The 14,436-nt window shown below is 71.5% G+C and carries 15 protein-coding genes; 8 read left to right on the top strand and 7 right to left on the bottom strand.

What is annotated here, in order from left to right:
• Positions 1 to 5 precede the first annotated feature (5 nt).
• From PCA76_RS29400 to PCA76_RS29390, 3 genes are read left to right on the top strand one after another with little or no spacing between them, the layout of a single operon-like run.
• On the top strand, positions 6 to 320 hold the full coding sequence (locus PCA76_RS29400; protein WP_272613655.1) for an MGMT family protein: 315 nt from the start codon (positions 6 to 8) through the stop codon (positions 318 to 320).
• A gap of 32 nt (positions 321 to 352) precedes the next feature.
• Positions 353 to 1,777, top strand: coding sequence for an MFS transporter (locus tag PCA76_RS29395; protein ID WP_272613654.1), 1,425 nt, complete (start codon positions 353 to 355; stop codon positions 1,775 to 1,777).
• Positions 1,778 to 1,804: 27 nt separating this feature from the next.
• Complete coding sequence (locus PCA76_RS29390; RefSeq protein WP_272613653.1) at positions 1,805 to 3,292, top strand: pyridoxal phosphate-dependent decarboxylase family protein; 1,488 nt, start codon at positions 1,805 to 1,807, stop codon at positions 3,290 to 3,292.
• A gap of 60 nt (positions 3,293 to 3,352) precedes the next feature.
• Here PCA76_RS29390 and PCA76_RS29385 read toward each other — a convergent pair whose 3' ends face one another.
• The 3 genes from PCA76_RS29385 to PCA76_RS29375 form a co-directional block, all read right to left on the bottom strand.
• On the bottom strand, positions 3,353 to 4,555 hold the full coding sequence (locus tag PCA76_RS29385; RefSeq protein WP_272613652.1) for a hypothetical protein: 1,203 nt from the start codon (positions 4,553 to 4,555) through the stop codon (positions 3,353 to 3,355).
• Positions 4,548 to 5,114 carry an RNA polymerase sigma factor gene (locus PCA76_RS29380; RefSeq protein ID WP_272613651.1) on the bottom strand — a complete coding sequence of 189 codons (567 nt, stop codon included), beginning with the start codon at positions 5,112 to 5,114 and terminating at the stop codon, positions 4,548 to 4,550. Before PCA76_RS29380 ends, PCA76_RS29385 begins: the two co-directional genes overlap by 8 nt.
• Before the next feature lie 153 nt (positions 5,115 to 5,267).
• Complete coding sequence (locus PCA76_RS29375) at positions 5,268 to 6,212, bottom strand: hypothetical protein (protein ID WP_272613650.1); 945 nt, start codon at positions 6,210 to 6,212, stop codon at positions 5,268 to 5,270.
• Between the two features lie 137 nt (positions 6,213 to 6,349).
• Between PCA76_RS29375 and PCA76_RS29370 the strand changes: the two genes are divergently transcribed.
• Complete coding sequence (locus PCA76_RS29370) at positions 6,350 to 6,931, top strand: NADH-quinone oxidoreductase subunit B (protein ID WP_272613649.1); 582 nt, start codon at positions 6,350 to 6,352, stop codon at positions 6,929 to 6,931.
• Between the two features lie 54 nt (positions 6,932 to 6,985).
• On the opposite strand, the gene PCA76_RS29365 is transcribed toward PCA76_RS29370, so the two are convergent.
• Positions 6,986 to 7,909 carry a hypothetical protein gene (locus PCA76_RS29365; RefSeq protein ID WP_272613648.1) on the bottom strand — a complete coding sequence of 308 codons (924 nt, stop codon included), beginning with the start codon at positions 7,907 to 7,909 and terminating at the stop codon, positions 6,986 to 6,988.
• 181 nt (positions 7,910 to 8,090) lie between these two features.
• Here PCA76_RS29365 and PCA76_RS29360 point away from each other — a divergent pair, with 181 nt between their 5' ends.
• Complete coding sequence (locus tag PCA76_RS29360) at positions 8,091 to 9,407, top strand: DUF2252 domain-containing protein (RefSeq protein WP_272613647.1); 1,317 nt, start codon at positions 8,091 to 8,093, stop codon at positions 9,405 to 9,407.
• A 16-nt stretch (positions 9,408 to 9,423) separates the two neighbouring features.
• On the opposite strand, the gene PCA76_RS29355 is transcribed toward PCA76_RS29360, so the two are convergent.
• Positions 9,424 to 10,470, bottom strand: coding sequence for a glucose 1-dehydrogenase (locus PCA76_RS29355; protein ID WP_272613646.1), 1,047 nt, complete (start codon positions 10,468 to 10,470; stop codon positions 9,424 to 9,426).
• 118 nt (positions 10,471 to 10,588) lie between these two features.
• Between PCA76_RS29355 and PCA76_RS29350 the strand changes: the two genes are divergently transcribed.
• Positions 10,589 to 11,392, top strand: a complete 804-nt coding sequence (locus PCA76_RS29350; protein WP_272613645.1) for an NADH-quinone oxidoreductase subunit C — start codon at positions 10,589 to 10,591, stop codon at positions 11,390 to 11,392.
• Positions 11,392 to 12,354, top strand: a complete 963-nt coding sequence (locus PCA76_RS29345) for a complex I subunit 1/NuoH family protein (RefSeq protein WP_272613644.1) — start codon at positions 11,392 to 11,394, stop codon at positions 12,352 to 12,354. Before PCA76_RS29350 ends, PCA76_RS29345 begins: the two co-directional genes overlap by 1 nt.
• Before the next feature lie 121 nt (positions 12,355 to 12,475).
• Here the strand turns inward: PCA76_RS29345 and PCA76_RS29340 are convergent, their stop codons facing one another.
• Positions 12,476 to 13,495, bottom strand: coding sequence for a glutathione S-transferase family protein (locus PCA76_RS29340; protein ID WP_272613643.1), 1,020 nt, complete (start codon positions 13,493 to 13,495; stop codon positions 12,476 to 12,478).
• Between the two features lie 91 nt (positions 13,496 to 13,586).
• On the opposite strand from PCA76_RS29340, the gene PCA76_RS29335 reads away from it, so the two are divergent.
• Complete coding sequence (locus PCA76_RS29335) at positions 13,587 to 14,015, top strand: ester cyclase (RefSeq protein WP_272613642.1); 429 nt, start codon at positions 13,587 to 13,589, stop codon at positions 14,013 to 14,015.
• Here the strand turns inward: PCA76_RS29335 and PCA76_RS29330 are convergent.
• Complete coding sequence (locus PCA76_RS29330) at positions 13,996 to 14,250, bottom strand: Uma2 family endonuclease (RefSeq protein ID WP_272613641.1); 255 nt, start codon at positions 14,248 to 14,250, stop codon at positions 13,996 to 13,998. The genes PCA76_RS29335 and PCA76_RS29330 overlap by 20 nt on opposite strands.
• Between the last annotated feature and the right edge of the window lie 186 nt (positions 14,251 to 14,436).

Below are 14,436 nucleotides of genomic sequence, written 5' to 3'. Positions count from 1 at the left end.
CGATTGTGACTCCTGACGAGTACGTCGAGGCGGTGCTCGACCTGGTCGAGCGAATCCCCGAGGGCCGGGTGATGTCGTACGGCGCGGTCGCCGACGCGCTCGCGGAGCGTTCGGGTCGTGCCTCGGCGCGACTGGTGGGCACCATCATGGCTCGGCACGGCGGCGCGGTGCCCTGGCACCGGGTGGTGACGTCGGGTGGCCGGCTACCGCCGGGACACGAGCGGGAGGCGCGGGCCCGACTGCGGGCCGAGGGGGTGCCGCTGCGCGGCGAGGGCGTGGACATGGCGGCGGCGCGTTGGTCGCCTGATGAGGGGATGTGACCCTCGACATAACGTGAGTAACATTCGGCCCCATGAAAACGCCGCCGGGCGCCGGCTCGTCAGCCGCCAACCCGCTGCCCCGAACGGTGCACGCCGGCTACGCCCTCGGCTCACTGGCGACCGGAGCGTTCGGCACCGTGCCCGGTCTACTGCTGCTGCCGTACCTGACCGACACGCTGGGCGTGGCCGCCGGGCTGGCCGCACTGTTGGTGCTGCTGCCCAAGGCATGGGACGTGCTGGTCAACCCGGTCGCCGGGCGGATCTCCGACCGCACCCGGTCGCGCTGGGGTGCCCGCCGGCCGTACCTGCTGATCGGCGGCCTCGCGCTCGCCGTCCTGTTCGCGTCCATCTTCGCCGCGCCGTTCGGTAACGGCCCGGCCGCCGCGGTGTACGTGGCGTTCGCCTTCCTCGCCACCGCCACCGCGTTCGCCTTCTTCCAGGTGCCGTACGTGGCGATGCCGGCGGAGTTGACCGACGACTACACCGAGCGCACCCGGTTGATGACCTGGCGGATCGCGGTGCTGGCGCTCGCCATCCTGGTCTCCGGCGCGGTCGCCCCGCTGGTGGTGACCGCCGGTGGTGACGGCGTGGCCGGACACCGGTGGATGGGGCTGTTCGTGGCGGTGCTGATCGCCCTCGGTGCCCTCGGCGCGTTCCTCGGCACCCGGTCCGCGCCGACCGGCACGGTGGGCGACAGTGAGCCGACCCTGCGTGCCCAGCTCGCCGTGGCCGGCGCCAACCGTCCGTTCCGGGCGCTGCTGATCTGCTTCGTGGTGCAGTCCGCCGGCGTGGCGACGATCCTGGCCGGAGTCAACTACTTCGCGGGGCAGATCCTGCGCGACGAGCAGAGCGGGCCGACCCTGCTGTTCGTCTGCTTCGTCGGGCCGGCGCTGCTGGTGATGCCGATCTGGACCCGGGTCGGTGCCCGACTGGGCAAGCGGACCGCGCTGGTCGTCGCCTCACTGATCCTCGCCGCCGGGGCGCTCGCCCTGGTCGCCGCGCCGGTGGTGCCGCCGGTCGCGGTCTACCTCATGGTCGCCGTGATCGGCGTGGGGTACGCCGGGCAGCAGGTCTTCGCGCTGGCGATGCTGCCGGACTGCATCGCGTACGACACGGCGCGCACCGGTCGACGGCAGGCGGGTGTCTTCACCGGCCTGTGGACCGCCGGGGAGACCTTCGGGCTGGCGCTCGGCCCGGGCATCTACGGACTGGTGCTCCAGTTCTCCGGCTACGTGTCCTCTGACACCGGCTCGGCGGCTGCCCAGTCCGACACGGCGAGACTGGGCGTTCTCCTCGGTTTCACGATCATCCCGGCCCTACTGGTAGCGCCCCCAATCCTCCTTCTACGCCGCTACACCCTGACCCCAGCCGTCCTAACCGCCACCCCCACCCCCACCACCACCCCCACCACCGGGCGGGTCGACCATGGAGTTGTGGTGGGGGATGAACGTCATTGACCGTCACGAGAAGGGCACCATAACTCCATGATCGACGAGAGCAGGGTCGAGGCCGGGGCACTTCCTGCCGCCGGGGTTCCCGCGGAACGGGTTCTGGCCGAGGTTCGTCAGTTGCGCGCCGCCGACCGGCCCACCCACGGAGGGCGGCTGTTCGCGTACGTCTACGACCCGGCGGTGCCGGGGCTGGACGAGCTGGCTGCCGCCGCCCACCGGGAGAGCGCGCACGTCAACGGGCTCGACCCGACCGCGTTCCCGTCCCTGCTGGCCATGGAGAACGCGCTCGTCGGTGCGGCCGGCCGGGTGCTCGGCGGCGGGCCGGGCACCACCGCCCCAGACGTCGTCGGCAGCGTCACCAGTGGCGGCACCGAGTCGCTGATCCTCGCCGTCAAGACGGCCCGGGACGCCCACCCGGAGATCGCCGCACCCCGGATCGTGGTGCCGTCGAGCGCCCACGCCGCGTTCGCCAAGGCGGCGCACTACCTGCGGGTGGCGCTGGACGTCGTGCCGGTCTCCCCGGACACGCTGCGCCCCGACCCGGCCGCGATGGCCGCCGCGATCCGCCCGGAGACGGTGCTGGTCGCGTGCTCCGCGCCGTCGTACGCGCACGGGGTGGTGGACCCGGTCGCGGAGATCGCCGCAGCGGCGGCCGACGCCGGGGTGCGCTGCCACGTGGACGCCTGCTTCGGCGGCTGGACCCTGCCGTACCTGCGCCGCCTCGGGGAGCCGGTGCCGGCGTTCGACTTCGCGGTACCCGGGGTCACCTCGATCTCGGTGGACCTGCACAAGTACGCGTACGCGCCGAAGGGGGTGTCGGTGCTCCTGCACCGTGACGCCGCGCTCCGTGCCTCGCAGTACTTCGCGTACGCCGACTGGCCCGGCTACACGATGATCAACCCGGTGATCGCTTCCACCCGCTCGGGCGGGCCGATCGCCGCCGCGTACGCGACCCTGCGGCACCTCGGCGACGACGGCTACCTGCGGCTGGCCGCCCGCACCCGGGACGCGGTCGCCGGGCTGGCAGACGCGATCCGCGCCGTCGACGGGCTGCGGCTGATGGTCGAACCGGAGTCCACCGTGGTCTGCTTCACGGCCACCGAAGGCGGCCCCGACCTGTTCGTCCTGGTCGACGAGCTGACCGCGCGGGGCTGGCACACCCAACCCCAGCTGTCGTACGACGGCCTGCCCGCCAGCGTGCACCTCACGGTGACCGCCGCGGTCGCGCCCCGGGTGGCCGAGTTCGGGCCGGACCTGACCGACGCGGTGGCCGCGGCCCGGACGGCCGGTCCGGTCGCCCTCCCGCCCGAGCTGATGGCGCTGGCGACGTCGCTGACCCCGGACGCGCTCACGCCCGAACTTGTCGCCGGGCTCGCCGCCGGGCTCGGGCTCGGTGGCGGGGATGCGCCGTCGTCGGACCGGATGGCGGTGGTGAATACGCTGCTCGACGCCGCTTCGCCGGCATTGCGGGAACGACTGCTGGTGGAGTTCGTCGGGCTATTGCAGCGTCCCACCTGGTAAAGCCGGCCGGCCCGACCCGCGGGTCTGGTCCGCCGTCGGGCGACGACGGACCTGACCCGCTCAGCGGTACGTGATCGTGACCGAGTTGTCTACTTCGTAGACCTCCTCCACGAAGTCGAAGGTGGCGTCCATCGGCCGGGCGGCCACGTCGGCCTTGCCGGTACCGACGGTGGCACCCGCCGCCACCCGAAAGCCCAGCGTGAGCCGGAGCTCCTTGCCGCCTTCGAGCCGGTTCAAATCGCAGGTGACCGGCTCCCCGGTCGTTGCCGGGTCGTTGCGGCACGCCGCCCAGCCGTCGCCGTCCGGGCGGATCGCCGCCGGCAGGCCGAGCCGCAGCCCCACATAGGCGGCGGGACCCGTGGCCCCGTTGCGGATGCGCACGGTCACCGTGCCGGTCCGGGAGCCGTCCGGTGCCTCGGTCAGCACCAGATCACCGGAGGCGACGACCAGGTTGACGTCGTGCTTGTTGGTGCCGAAGCTCGTCGGCCCGGAGACCTGCGCGAAGGCGTCGCCCTTCCAGCGGTAGCCCCGCCATTGTCGCTGCGACCACTCGCTCCGCCAGCCGCCGCCGGGTGCGATGTCGCCGACCTGCACCCGCACCGTGCCGTTGTCCGCCACATCAAGTGTGAACAGCCACTGCGGCTTGTCGATGGTGGTCGCGACCACGCGACCGAGCGTGACGAGCTTCCCCTTCTCGTCCCGGTCGAAGGCGACCACCTGCATCGGCCCGCCGCTGCCGAGCACGCATTGCACGAGCGCCACCGTCTCCACCGCCCCGTCCCCGTCGACGTCGCCGTGGTCGAGCGCCAAGAGCCAGTTGGCGCCCTCGCGGTCGTCGGCGGTGATCCGTACGGCCGAGGTCGGGCAGCCCCGTCCGGCCCGCCACGCGGGCAGGGTCACCGGCGTGCCGAGCAACTGCGCCCGACTGATCCGGCCGTCCGGCGCGGCCGGGCTCGTGGTCGTGGTGGTGCTGGGCGCGAGCGGGACGGAGGGCGTCGGTGCGGGATCACTGGTCGGCGTGGTGGTCGGCTCGCCGGTCTCCGCCGGTGCCGGCACCGACCCGTCGTCACGCAGTGCGGCGTTGGCGACGATGGGTGCGACCGCCAGGGCGATCGCCGCCGCCGCCACGGCCACCACCGTCGTCCGGCGGCGTCGACGAAGGGTACGCCGGGCCTGGTCAGGTCCCGGACCGGTGATCCGGGCGATCGTCTCGGTGCGGTACGCGGCGAACCTGTCCCGTAGCCGCGGGTCGATGTCAGACATTGCCCACCCCCTCGATGCTCTCGTCGAGCAGCCCTGCCAGCGCCAGCCGGCCGCGGTGCAGCCAGGATTTGACCGTGCCCTCGGCCACCCCCTCCTGACTGGCGATCTCGTTGACCGACAGGTCGGCGAGGTAGTGCAGGATGACGGCCCGTCGGTGGTTGGCGGGCAGCCGGGCCAGTGCGGCGTCGATCGCCACTCGATCGGGCGTCGGACCGGCCATCGCAGCCTCCGTCCGCCGTTGCCGCAGCAGGTGGTTGCGCGCGGTCCGGAGCCGCCGCCAGCGGCTCCGGGCCAGGTTCCAGGCGACCTGACGGACCCAGGCGACCGGATCGTCATACCGGGCCAGCCGGTCCCACCGGGCCAGAGCGCGGCAGAACGCCTCCTGCGCGAGGTCCTGGGCCTGCGAGAGATCGCCCATGTAGGCGCCGAGCTGGGTGGTCACGTTGCGGAAGTGCGCGTGGTAGAAGTCGTCGAAGCTCACCGTCGCCGCGTGCTCCCCGGTCGCCGCGGCAGTCGCACCCGGCGGCTCGTTGGCGCGGGCTCCCGTCATCGCTGTCACTGCCCCTCCCCGTTTGCCGTCGGGTCCCGTGCCCGAAGCGGTCGTCACACTTGCCATTCAGGCGGGGGTTGCAGCCACACCGCCGAGCCGTACGCCCCCGAGTGGCGTCGCCGGCCGGAACCCCTCCGTGCCGGCCGGCGACGCACCGCCCGATCAGCTGTTGTCGGAAGCGCTCAGCGTGACCTGGAGGCTGTTGTCGGCCGGCGAGGCGTCGGCCACCTCGTCGGCGCCGTACCGGGTGCTCAGGGTCAGTTCGACGGCCCCGAGGTCGCCGACGACGGTCTCGGTCGGCGCGCGGAACAGCACGGCGAACGTGCGCACCTCGCCGGCGTTCATCCGGCCGCCCGGCACGTCGAAGAACTCGCCGAAGCTCGGCGAGTCCTGCGGATCGGTGCCGGCGATCTCCACCCCGGCGGGCAGGGCCGCCCGCACCGCCAGGTAGTCGTGCGGGGCGTCGCCGGCGTACCGCACGGTCACCGGCAGCCGGCCCGCGTACGTCCCGTCGGCCTGCCGGGTCAGGGTGAGCGCGTCAGTGCCGGCGGTCAGCGAGGCGTTCGCCGAGGTGTCCTGGACGTACGGTCGCGGGTTGCGCAGCGATCCGTCGGTGCCCCGGAACCGGGCGGTGAAGTTCGCGCCGTCGGCCACCTGCTGGGTGTGACCCGGCACGACCTCGACCCGGCCGCCCTTGGCGATCATCGCGTACGACCGGGGAGCGGTCCGGACCTCGAAGGTGACGCTTAGCGTGCGCCGCTCGCCCGGCTTGAGGTCTGGCCCGTCCACCCCGCACGCCATCACCCGCCGGTTCTCCACGCGACCGCCGTTGACGCAGGCACCGGTCGGCCGTAGCCCGTCGAAGGAACCGGCGACCGGCTCGAGGACCTGGATGCTGTAGTACTCGGCGATTCGGCTGCGGTTGGTGATCGTCACCGGCAGGGTGCCCTGGTAACCGCCCTCGGTCGGCTCCAGCACCAGCCGGCCCGCCGAGACCGAGGCCGGCGCGTGAGTGGACGCCAACGCGGCGGTGGCCGGCATCGCGGTCAGTACGGCCAGCGTCGAGCCGAGCAGCACGCCTGCCCGCCGTCCGGTACGAGTGTTCATCGTGGTTCCTCCCGTGGTCCCCGTTGTCGGCGGCCGTTGTCGGCGCGCCGTACCCCGATAGAAGTCCTGAACGGGCCTCGGGGTTGCAGCGGGACGCTGTGGTTGACTGTCTGGTGGGGGACAGGAGGGGGGCGGTCGTGCAGTTGCCGGCAGTGCTCGGTGAGCCGATCCGGTTCGTGCTGAACTGGGGGCGGCGCTACTCGCTCTGGGTGTTCAACTTCGGTCTGGCCTGCTGCGCGATCGAGTTCATCGCCACCAGCATGGGTCGGCACGACTTCATCCGGCTTGGCGTGATTCCGTTCGCTCACGGCCCCCGGCAGGCCGACCTCATGGTGGTCTCCGGGACGGTGACCGACAAGATGGCGCCGGCGATCAAGCGGCTCTACGACCAGATGCCGGAGCCGAAGTACGTCATTTCCTTCGGTGCCTGCTCCAACTGCGGCGGCCCCTACTGGGATTCGTACTCGGTGACGAAGGGCGTCGACCAGCTCATCCCGGTCGACGTGTACGTGCCCGGCTGCCCGCCCCGGCCGGAGGCGCTGCTGCACGGCATCCTGCGCCTGCAGGAGAAGATCGCCGCCGAGCAGTCCGGCATCGGGGGTGTGCCGCAACGGGATGTGCTGGCCGCGCCGCTGGACGCCCCGCCCCGGGAAGCCTCCGCCCCACGCTCCGTCGACTCCCTCACCGCCCCGCCGGTACGCCCACCCACCGCGAGCTGAGGGCGATCAGCCGCCACCCGGAGCTGGTCCGGGCGGCGGCCGGCCGCGGGTAGGTCAGCTGGTCGGCAAGGCCAGGCTGAACGTGACGGTGTTGTCGCTCGGGTCGACGTCGGTGGTCGTTTCCGTCCAGTGGGTCGACAGCTCCAGTGCGATCGGGGCCGACTCGTCCGCCGGGTCGGTCGGCCGACTGATGAACAGAGCGAGGGCGCGCTCCTCGCCTTGCATCATCTGCCCACCCGGCACGAAGACCTGTGGGCCGTACACCGGACCGTCCAAGGGTTCGATGAAGAGGATCGTCGACCCTGCGGGCAGCGCCGAGACGGTGACCGAGTGGGCGAGGTTCGGAGCGTCACCGGCGTACCGGATCAGCAGCGGCACCCGCCGGGTGTTCTCGGGGCCGTCGGTCACCGGGCCGGCCAGCTCGACGGACGCGTTCGCCTGGGTGTCCTGCACGTACGTCTGGGGGCGGGCCAGCTTGCCGTCGAGGGACCGGAACTGCGCGCTGAACGGAACGGTGCCCAGCGATCCGGTCTCGTACGAGTAGGCGGTGACCAAGCCGCCCGCTGCGATCATCGGGTAGCTGCGGGGGGTGGTCAGCACCTGGAATTCGACAGTTGCCCTGCGGGACTCACCGGGGGCCAGGTCATTGCCACGCGGCAGGGCGCAGGTGCGGACCAACCGCCCCTCCTCCACGCCGTCCGATTCGCAGCGTGACTCCACGCCCCCGGAGAAGGAGCCCGCCACCGCCTCACGGATCCGGAAGTAGAACCCCTGCGTGCTGTCGCTGTTGTTGGTGATGGTCACTCGAAGGCTGCCCCGGTAGCCGCGTTCGGTCGGCTCGAGCACCAGCCGGCCCAGCGAGAACGTGGGGGCGTCGGCCGAGGCCGATGGTGCGGCAGCGGCCGGTCCGGCCCAGCCGATCGTTGCGGTCAGGCCGAGCAGGGCGGCGGTGAGCAGGGTCCCCGTTTTTCGAAACATGTGTATCTGGTCCTCCATGGTCGACGCCCGGCGAGGGAGCTGCCGCCCGCTCGAAAGCAGCGGCTCGATCGACCGACGTGACCGTGGTGTCCGGGCCCCCGCGCCGTGACGCCAGACAGCATGATCGATGGATGTCCCTTTCGCCACCCCGTTGTGGACCCGCCGCACTAGCCTGCGCACTATGAGCAGCTCAGTGGACCAGCGGTCCGCCCACATCGTCGACGTGCTCACCGAGGAGTTCGGCGCGTCGATGGCGATCGACCCGGCCGCCTTCCGCCGCAAGTTCCGCAAGATGGCCGCGTCACCGTTCGCCTTCTACCGGGGCAGCGCCGCGCTGTTCTACGCCGATCAACTCGGCGACTTCGCCGACGACCGGTTCCTGGACGAGCGGACCAGCCGGGTGTGGATCCACGGTGACCTGCACGCGGAGAACTTCGGCACCTACATGAACGCCTCCGGGCAACTGGTGTTCAACGTCAACGACTTCGACGAGGCGTACGTCGGGCCGTTCACCTGGGACCTGCGGCGGCTCGCGGCCAGTGTGGCGCTGCTCGGCTACGGCAAGGCGCTCTCCGACACGGCGATCGGGGATCTGGTGGCCGGCTTCGCCCGGTCGTACCTGACCGAGCTGCGGGCCATCGCCGCCGGCGGTGACGACGCGATCGGCTCGATCACCCTCGACAACGCCGACGGGGTGTTGCGCCGGGTGCTCCAGCAGGCCCGCCTCAACACCCGCGTCGACCTGCTCGCCGCGCAGACCACCATCGACAACTACGAGCGACGCTTCTCCATCGGTGACGGGGTCTTCGAGATCGACGACGCCACCCGGGACATGGTTCGGGCCGCGTTCCAGGACTACCTGGGCACCCTGCCCACCGCCTCCATGCAGCTCCGGCCCGTCGCCGCGCGGATCAAGGACGTGGTGTTGCGCAAGGGGGTGGGCATCGGGTCGGCCGGGCTGCCGTCGTACAACCTGCTGCTGGAGGGGCACACCCAGGCCCTGGAGAACGACGTCGTCATCTACATGAAGCAGGCGCAGGTGCCGGCTGTGGCGCGGTACGTCACCGACGAGTCGGTCCGCGGCTACTTCCAGCACCAGGGTCACCGGACCGCCGAGTCGCAGCGGGCGTTGCAGGCGCACGCCGACCCGTGGCTGGGCTTCACCGAGCTGAACGGGGCCGGTCAGCTCGTCGCCGAGGTCTCCCCGTACGCCGCTGACCTGGACTGGTCGGACGTTAACGAGCCGGAGGAGCTGACCGGGGTTCTCGTCGACCTCGGCCGGGCGGTGGCCCGGATGCACTCGGTCGCCGACGACGAGTCCAGCCACGACCTGGTGGACTACTCCACCGAGGAGGCGATCGTCGCGGCGGTGGACACCGACGAGCCGGGGTTCGTCGCCCACCTGGTGGACTTCGCGCACGCGTACGGGGTGCGCGCCCGGCAGGACCACCAGCTTTTCGTCGACCTGTTCCGGAACGGCCGGCTGCCGGGCATCTGATCGGGCGGGGCGTCGCTCAGGACGCGAACTCCAACACCACCTTGATGTCGTCCGGTCCGGCGGTGTACGCGTCGGCGTACGCCTCCACCGGCACCCGCCGGGTGATCAGCGAGCCGAGCCAGCCCTGGTCGGCGCGGGTGAGCGCATCGGCGGCGAGATCCCAGTGCCGGCGGTTGGCGTTCACCGAGCCGAACACCACGTTGTTCTCCAGGACCAGGGCCCGGTTGAGCGCACCGGCGTCGAAGTCGATGCTCCGGCCGCCGCTGGACACCCCGGCCAGGCAGACGATCCCGGTCGGGGCCGCCTTGCACATGACGTCGAGGACCACCGTCGGTGCGCCGGTGCACTCGACCACCACGTCCGGCTCGAAGGGCAGCTCGTTGACCGGCACCGAGTGATAGGTGGCGCCGAGTGCGGCGACCAGCTCCGGCTTCGGGCCCTCGGTCGCCCGGTCCAACACGTGGACGGCGAGCCCACGCTGGGTGGCGAGCAGTGCGGCCAGCAGACCGATCGGCCCGGCCCCGGTCACCAGGACCGTCCGGGGTTGCCACTCGGCCCGGTGCCCGATCCGTTCGATGTGGTCCCACGCCTTGGCGACGACGCTGGTCGGTTCGAGCAGCACGCCGACCTGTGACAGCGCCGGGTCGAGCCCGACCGCGAACCGGGGTGGAAGCCGCCACCGGTCGCGCGCGAAGCCGGCCAGCCCCTTGATGCCGTGCTCGGTGAACTGCCCGTTGCGGCACATGTCCCACTCGCCGACCGCGCAGTTGGAGCAGGGCACCGGGTCCGGATACCGAACCACGCCGGCCACCAGGTCACCGGGTTGCAGGGTGCCGGTCGGGTCCTCCAGGACCCGACCCAACGACTCGTGCCCGATGACCAGGCGGTCCGCACCCGGCGGCGCCTCGCCGTACTCCCCGGCGATGATCTCGTGGTCGGTGCCGCAGATCCCGACCGCCAGCGCCTCGACCAGGATCGAGCCCTCCTCGGCAGCCGGCTCGGGCTGATCCTCGACGAGGCGCAGCGAATTGGCGACCCCGGGTGTCACAGTCACAGCGCGCACCTCCTCATCTTTCCCCGCCGAGGGCTACGCCGCGCGCAAAGCCGGCAGATCACCGGGCATCGGCGGCCGGAGGGCGCGGGCCGGGCCCGCACCGGCCGGACGTCCTAGGATCAGCGGCATGACTCCCGAAGAGGTCGGCGCTCGGCTGGTCGCGCTGCTCGCGCCGGTTGAGGCGACCCCGTCGGTCTCCGGCGGGCAAAAATTCGCCCGTGCCACCGTCGATGTGCCGCCGGAGAGCTGGGTGACCGCTGTTCGTGCCGCCCGCGACGACGCCGCCTTGGCCTGCGACTTCTTCGACTGGCTCTCCGCGGTGGACGAGCTGGCTGAGGGCTTCGACGTGGTGGCGCACCTCTGGTCGACGCGGCTGCGACACGGTGTGCTGCTGCGTACCCGGTTGTCGCGCGGCACGCCCACGGTCGCCTCGGTGGTCGACGTCTACCCGGGTGCCGCCTGGCACGAGCGGGAGACGCACGAGATGTTCGGCATCGACTTCGCTGGCCACGGGGAGCTGCTGCCGCTGTTGCTGCCGCCGGAGTTCGAGGGCCACCCGCTGCGTAAGGAGTTCGTGCTCGCCTCCCGGGTGGCCAAGCCCTGGCCGGGTGCGAAGGAGCCGGGCGAGTCGGAGGCCGGCGGCGGGCGCCGACCGATCCGCCCGCCGGGCGTTCCCGCTCCGGGCGAGTGGGGGACCACGCCCACCCCGGCCGGCGCGGGTGGCGTGGGCGAGGGCCCGCGCGGCGGCACCCCGGCCAGGCCGGCCGGTGAGCGCCCGGCGCGGCCCGCCCCGGGGGCCCGTCCGGCGCGTACTCCCCGGCCTGCCGCAGCCGAAGACGGCCCGGCCGTACCCGAGCAGCCCGCGCCCGGCCCGGTCGCGGACCCGCCGGCCCGCGGTGACCGCACCGACGACGACGGGGGTACGACCTGATGCCGCTCTGGGTGGAGCTGGTGCTGCGGGTGGGCGGGGTGTTGGTCGCGTTCCTCACCCTGCCGTTGCTGGTGGGCCAGACCGAGCACAAGGTGATGGCGCACATGCAGGGCCGGCTCGGTCCGATGTACGCGGGCGGCTTCCACGGCTGGGCCCAGTTGGTCGCGGACGGGGTCAAGTTCGTGCAGAAGGAGGACGTGACCCCGCGTGAGGCGGACCGGGCGGTGTTCCGGCTGGCCCCGGTGGTGGCCCTGGTGCCCTATCTGCTGGTGCTGCTGGTCATCCCGCTCGGCCCGAACGACCTGGTCGGGCAACCGTTGGACATCGGCTTGTTCTTCGTGCTGGCCGTGGTCGGTGTCGGGGTCGTGGCGGTGCTGATGTCGGCGTGGGCGTCGGCAAACAAGTACAGCCTGCTCGGTGGGCTGCGTGGGGCCGCCCAGTTGCTCGGCTACGAGCTGCCGTTGGTGCTGGCCGCCGCCTCGGTGGCGATGGCGGCGGGCACGCTCAGCCTCTCCGGCATCGTCGAGGCGTGGCAACCGTGGTGGCTGCTCTGGCAGGCACCCGCGATGATCATCTTCTTCGTCGCGGGGCTGGCCGAGATCCGCCGGCCGCCGTTCGACATGCCGGTGGCCGACTCGGAGCTGGTCTTCGGCTACATGACCGAATACACCGGCCTGCGCTTCGCGTTCTTCCTGCTCGCCGAGTACGTCGGCATCGTGGTGATCGCCGCGCTGACCACGGTGTTGTTCCTCGGCGGGTGGCAGGGCCCGTTCGCCGACGACCAGCTGGGCTGGCTCTGGACACTGCTCAAGATCTTCGCCGTGTCCTTCGTGATCATCTGGCTCCGCGTGTCCTACCCCCGCTTGCGCGAAGACCAGTTGCAACGGCTCTGCTGGCTGGTGCTGGTGCCAGCGTCCCTAGGGCAACTAGTCCTAACGGCAGCAGTCCGCATAGCCCTGTAACCCCCCCTGCCCCCCTAGCCCGCGCCGATCTTGCGCTTTCTGCCCCGGCAAATGCGGTGAAGCAGGCATTTCGGCGTCACAAAGTGCAAGATCGGCGCGGGCTGGGGGTGGGGTGCGGGCCTTAGCGCAGCGGGGTGTGTGCGGGGTTGACGGGTTCGGCCGAGGGCTGTGGTGGGGTGCCGTCGCCGAAGGGGCGGCCACCGAGGGCTTCCCGACCGTGCGGGGTGAGCCAGTTGGACAGGTCGGGGCCGAGCGGCACGATCCCGGTCGGGTTGATGTCGCGGTGCACCTCGTAGTAGTGCCGCTTGATGTGGTCGAAGTCGATGGTGTCGCCGAGACCGGGGGTCTGGAACAGGTCCCGGGCGTACGCCCACAGCACCGGCATCTCGCTCAGCTTCTGCCGATTGCACTTGAAGTGGCCGTGGTAGACCGGGTCGAAGCGGACCAGCGTGGTGAACAGTCGCACGTCGGCCTCGGTGATGGTGTCGCCCACCAGGTAGCGCTGGTCGGTCAGCCGCTCCGTCAACCAGTCCAGCCGGTCGAACAGCCGGTGGTACGCCTTGTCGTACGCCTCCTGGCTGCCGGCGAAACCGCAGCGGTAGACGCCGTTGTTGACGTCCCGGAAGACCACGCCGTTGACCTCGTCGATCTGCGCCCGCAGGTGCTCGGGGTAGAGCTGCGGTGCGCCGTCGCGGTGGTACGCGCCCCACTGCGTGGACAGGTCGAGGCTCATCTGCGCGTAGTCGTTGGTCACCACCTGCCCCGTCGGCACGTCCACGATCGCCGGCACGGTGATGCCGCGCTCGTAGCCGGGGAAGCGCTTGAAGTACGCCTCCTGGATCCGCTCGATGCCGAGCACCGGGTCCCGACCGTCCGGGTCGAGGTCGAAGGTCCAGCTCCGGGCGTCGTGGGTCGGGCCGGCCACCCCCATCGAGATGGCGTCCTCCAGCCCGAGCAGGCGCCGCACGATGATCAGACGGTTGGCCCACGGGCACGCCCGACTGACCACCAGCCGGTACCGGCCCGGCTCCACCGGGTACCCGTCGCGCCCGTCCTCGGTGATTCGAGTGGCGATGTACCGCTGGTCGCGGGTGAACTCGCCGCCCGGCTCGACGTACTTCCCGCCTGTTTCCTCGCCCACGTCACCCTCCCGGTTTGGTCAGTGTGTCTCTACCCCATCCTCACGGATCTACCGCTCACCGATGCGCGGTGGTCCCGACTACCCTGCCGTCATGACGGATGTGGAGGCCGCGGCCCGGCGGTTCATCGCCGACGTGTGGAACGCTCGCCGGGAGGAGTCGGCGTACGAGTTGATCGCCGAGGAGTGTCCGGGGCTGGGCGGCACCGGGCCGGAGGCGACGCTGGCCTGGCACCGCGAGCGGCGGGCGGCCTTCCCGGACCTGCGTTACAAGATCGTGGACGTGGTGGCGGCCGGCGAGCGGGTGGCCGTGCACTGGCGGGCGGCCGGCACCCACGTCGGGCAGTTCGGGCCGGTGCCCCCGACCGGGCAGGTGGTCAGCTACTCCGGTGCGACGTTCCTGCGCTTCGACACGGCGGGCCGGATCGTCGAGGTGTGGAGCTGCAACGAGCTCTTCCAGTTGCTCCAGCAACTCGGCGTCGAGATGCTCCCACCGACCGTCGTCAGCGGACCCGGGGCGTGATCCGGCTGATCGGCAGATTGATCGGAAAGGGCTCGCCGGTGTCGACGAACTTCCTCCACCGCCCGGTCTCGGCGTAGACCTCAGGCTTCAACACTCGGTCGGTCGTCTCGGTGCCCTCGCCGACGACCTCGACGGCGAGTACCACCTCGCTCGGGGTGAACCAGTGCCGGTCTGCGTCGTTCCCCGCCGCTCGGAGGACCACCCCGTCGGGCACGAAGGTCCGGCTGTTGCTCATGCGGACCTCCACCCCGCGCACGGCGACGTACTCGTCCGATGAAATGTCGTCGAGCGCGCTGCCATGAGGCGTGCGGCGATCTGTGGTGTGCGGTTCGCGGTGGCGGCGGCATGAGCAGGATGCCGTCGAGCAATTCCCGGCGACGATTGTCATCGGGAAGCAAATCAAGATCATCGGTGGTCCACC

It is taken from the genome of Micromonospora sp. LH3U1 (assembly GCF_028475105.1).
In the GTDB taxonomy this organism is placed as follows: Bacteria; Actinomycetota; Actinomycetes; order Mycobacteriales; family Micromonosporaceae; genus Micromonospora.
This window is presented reverse-complemented; position numbering and strand designations above follow the sequence as displayed.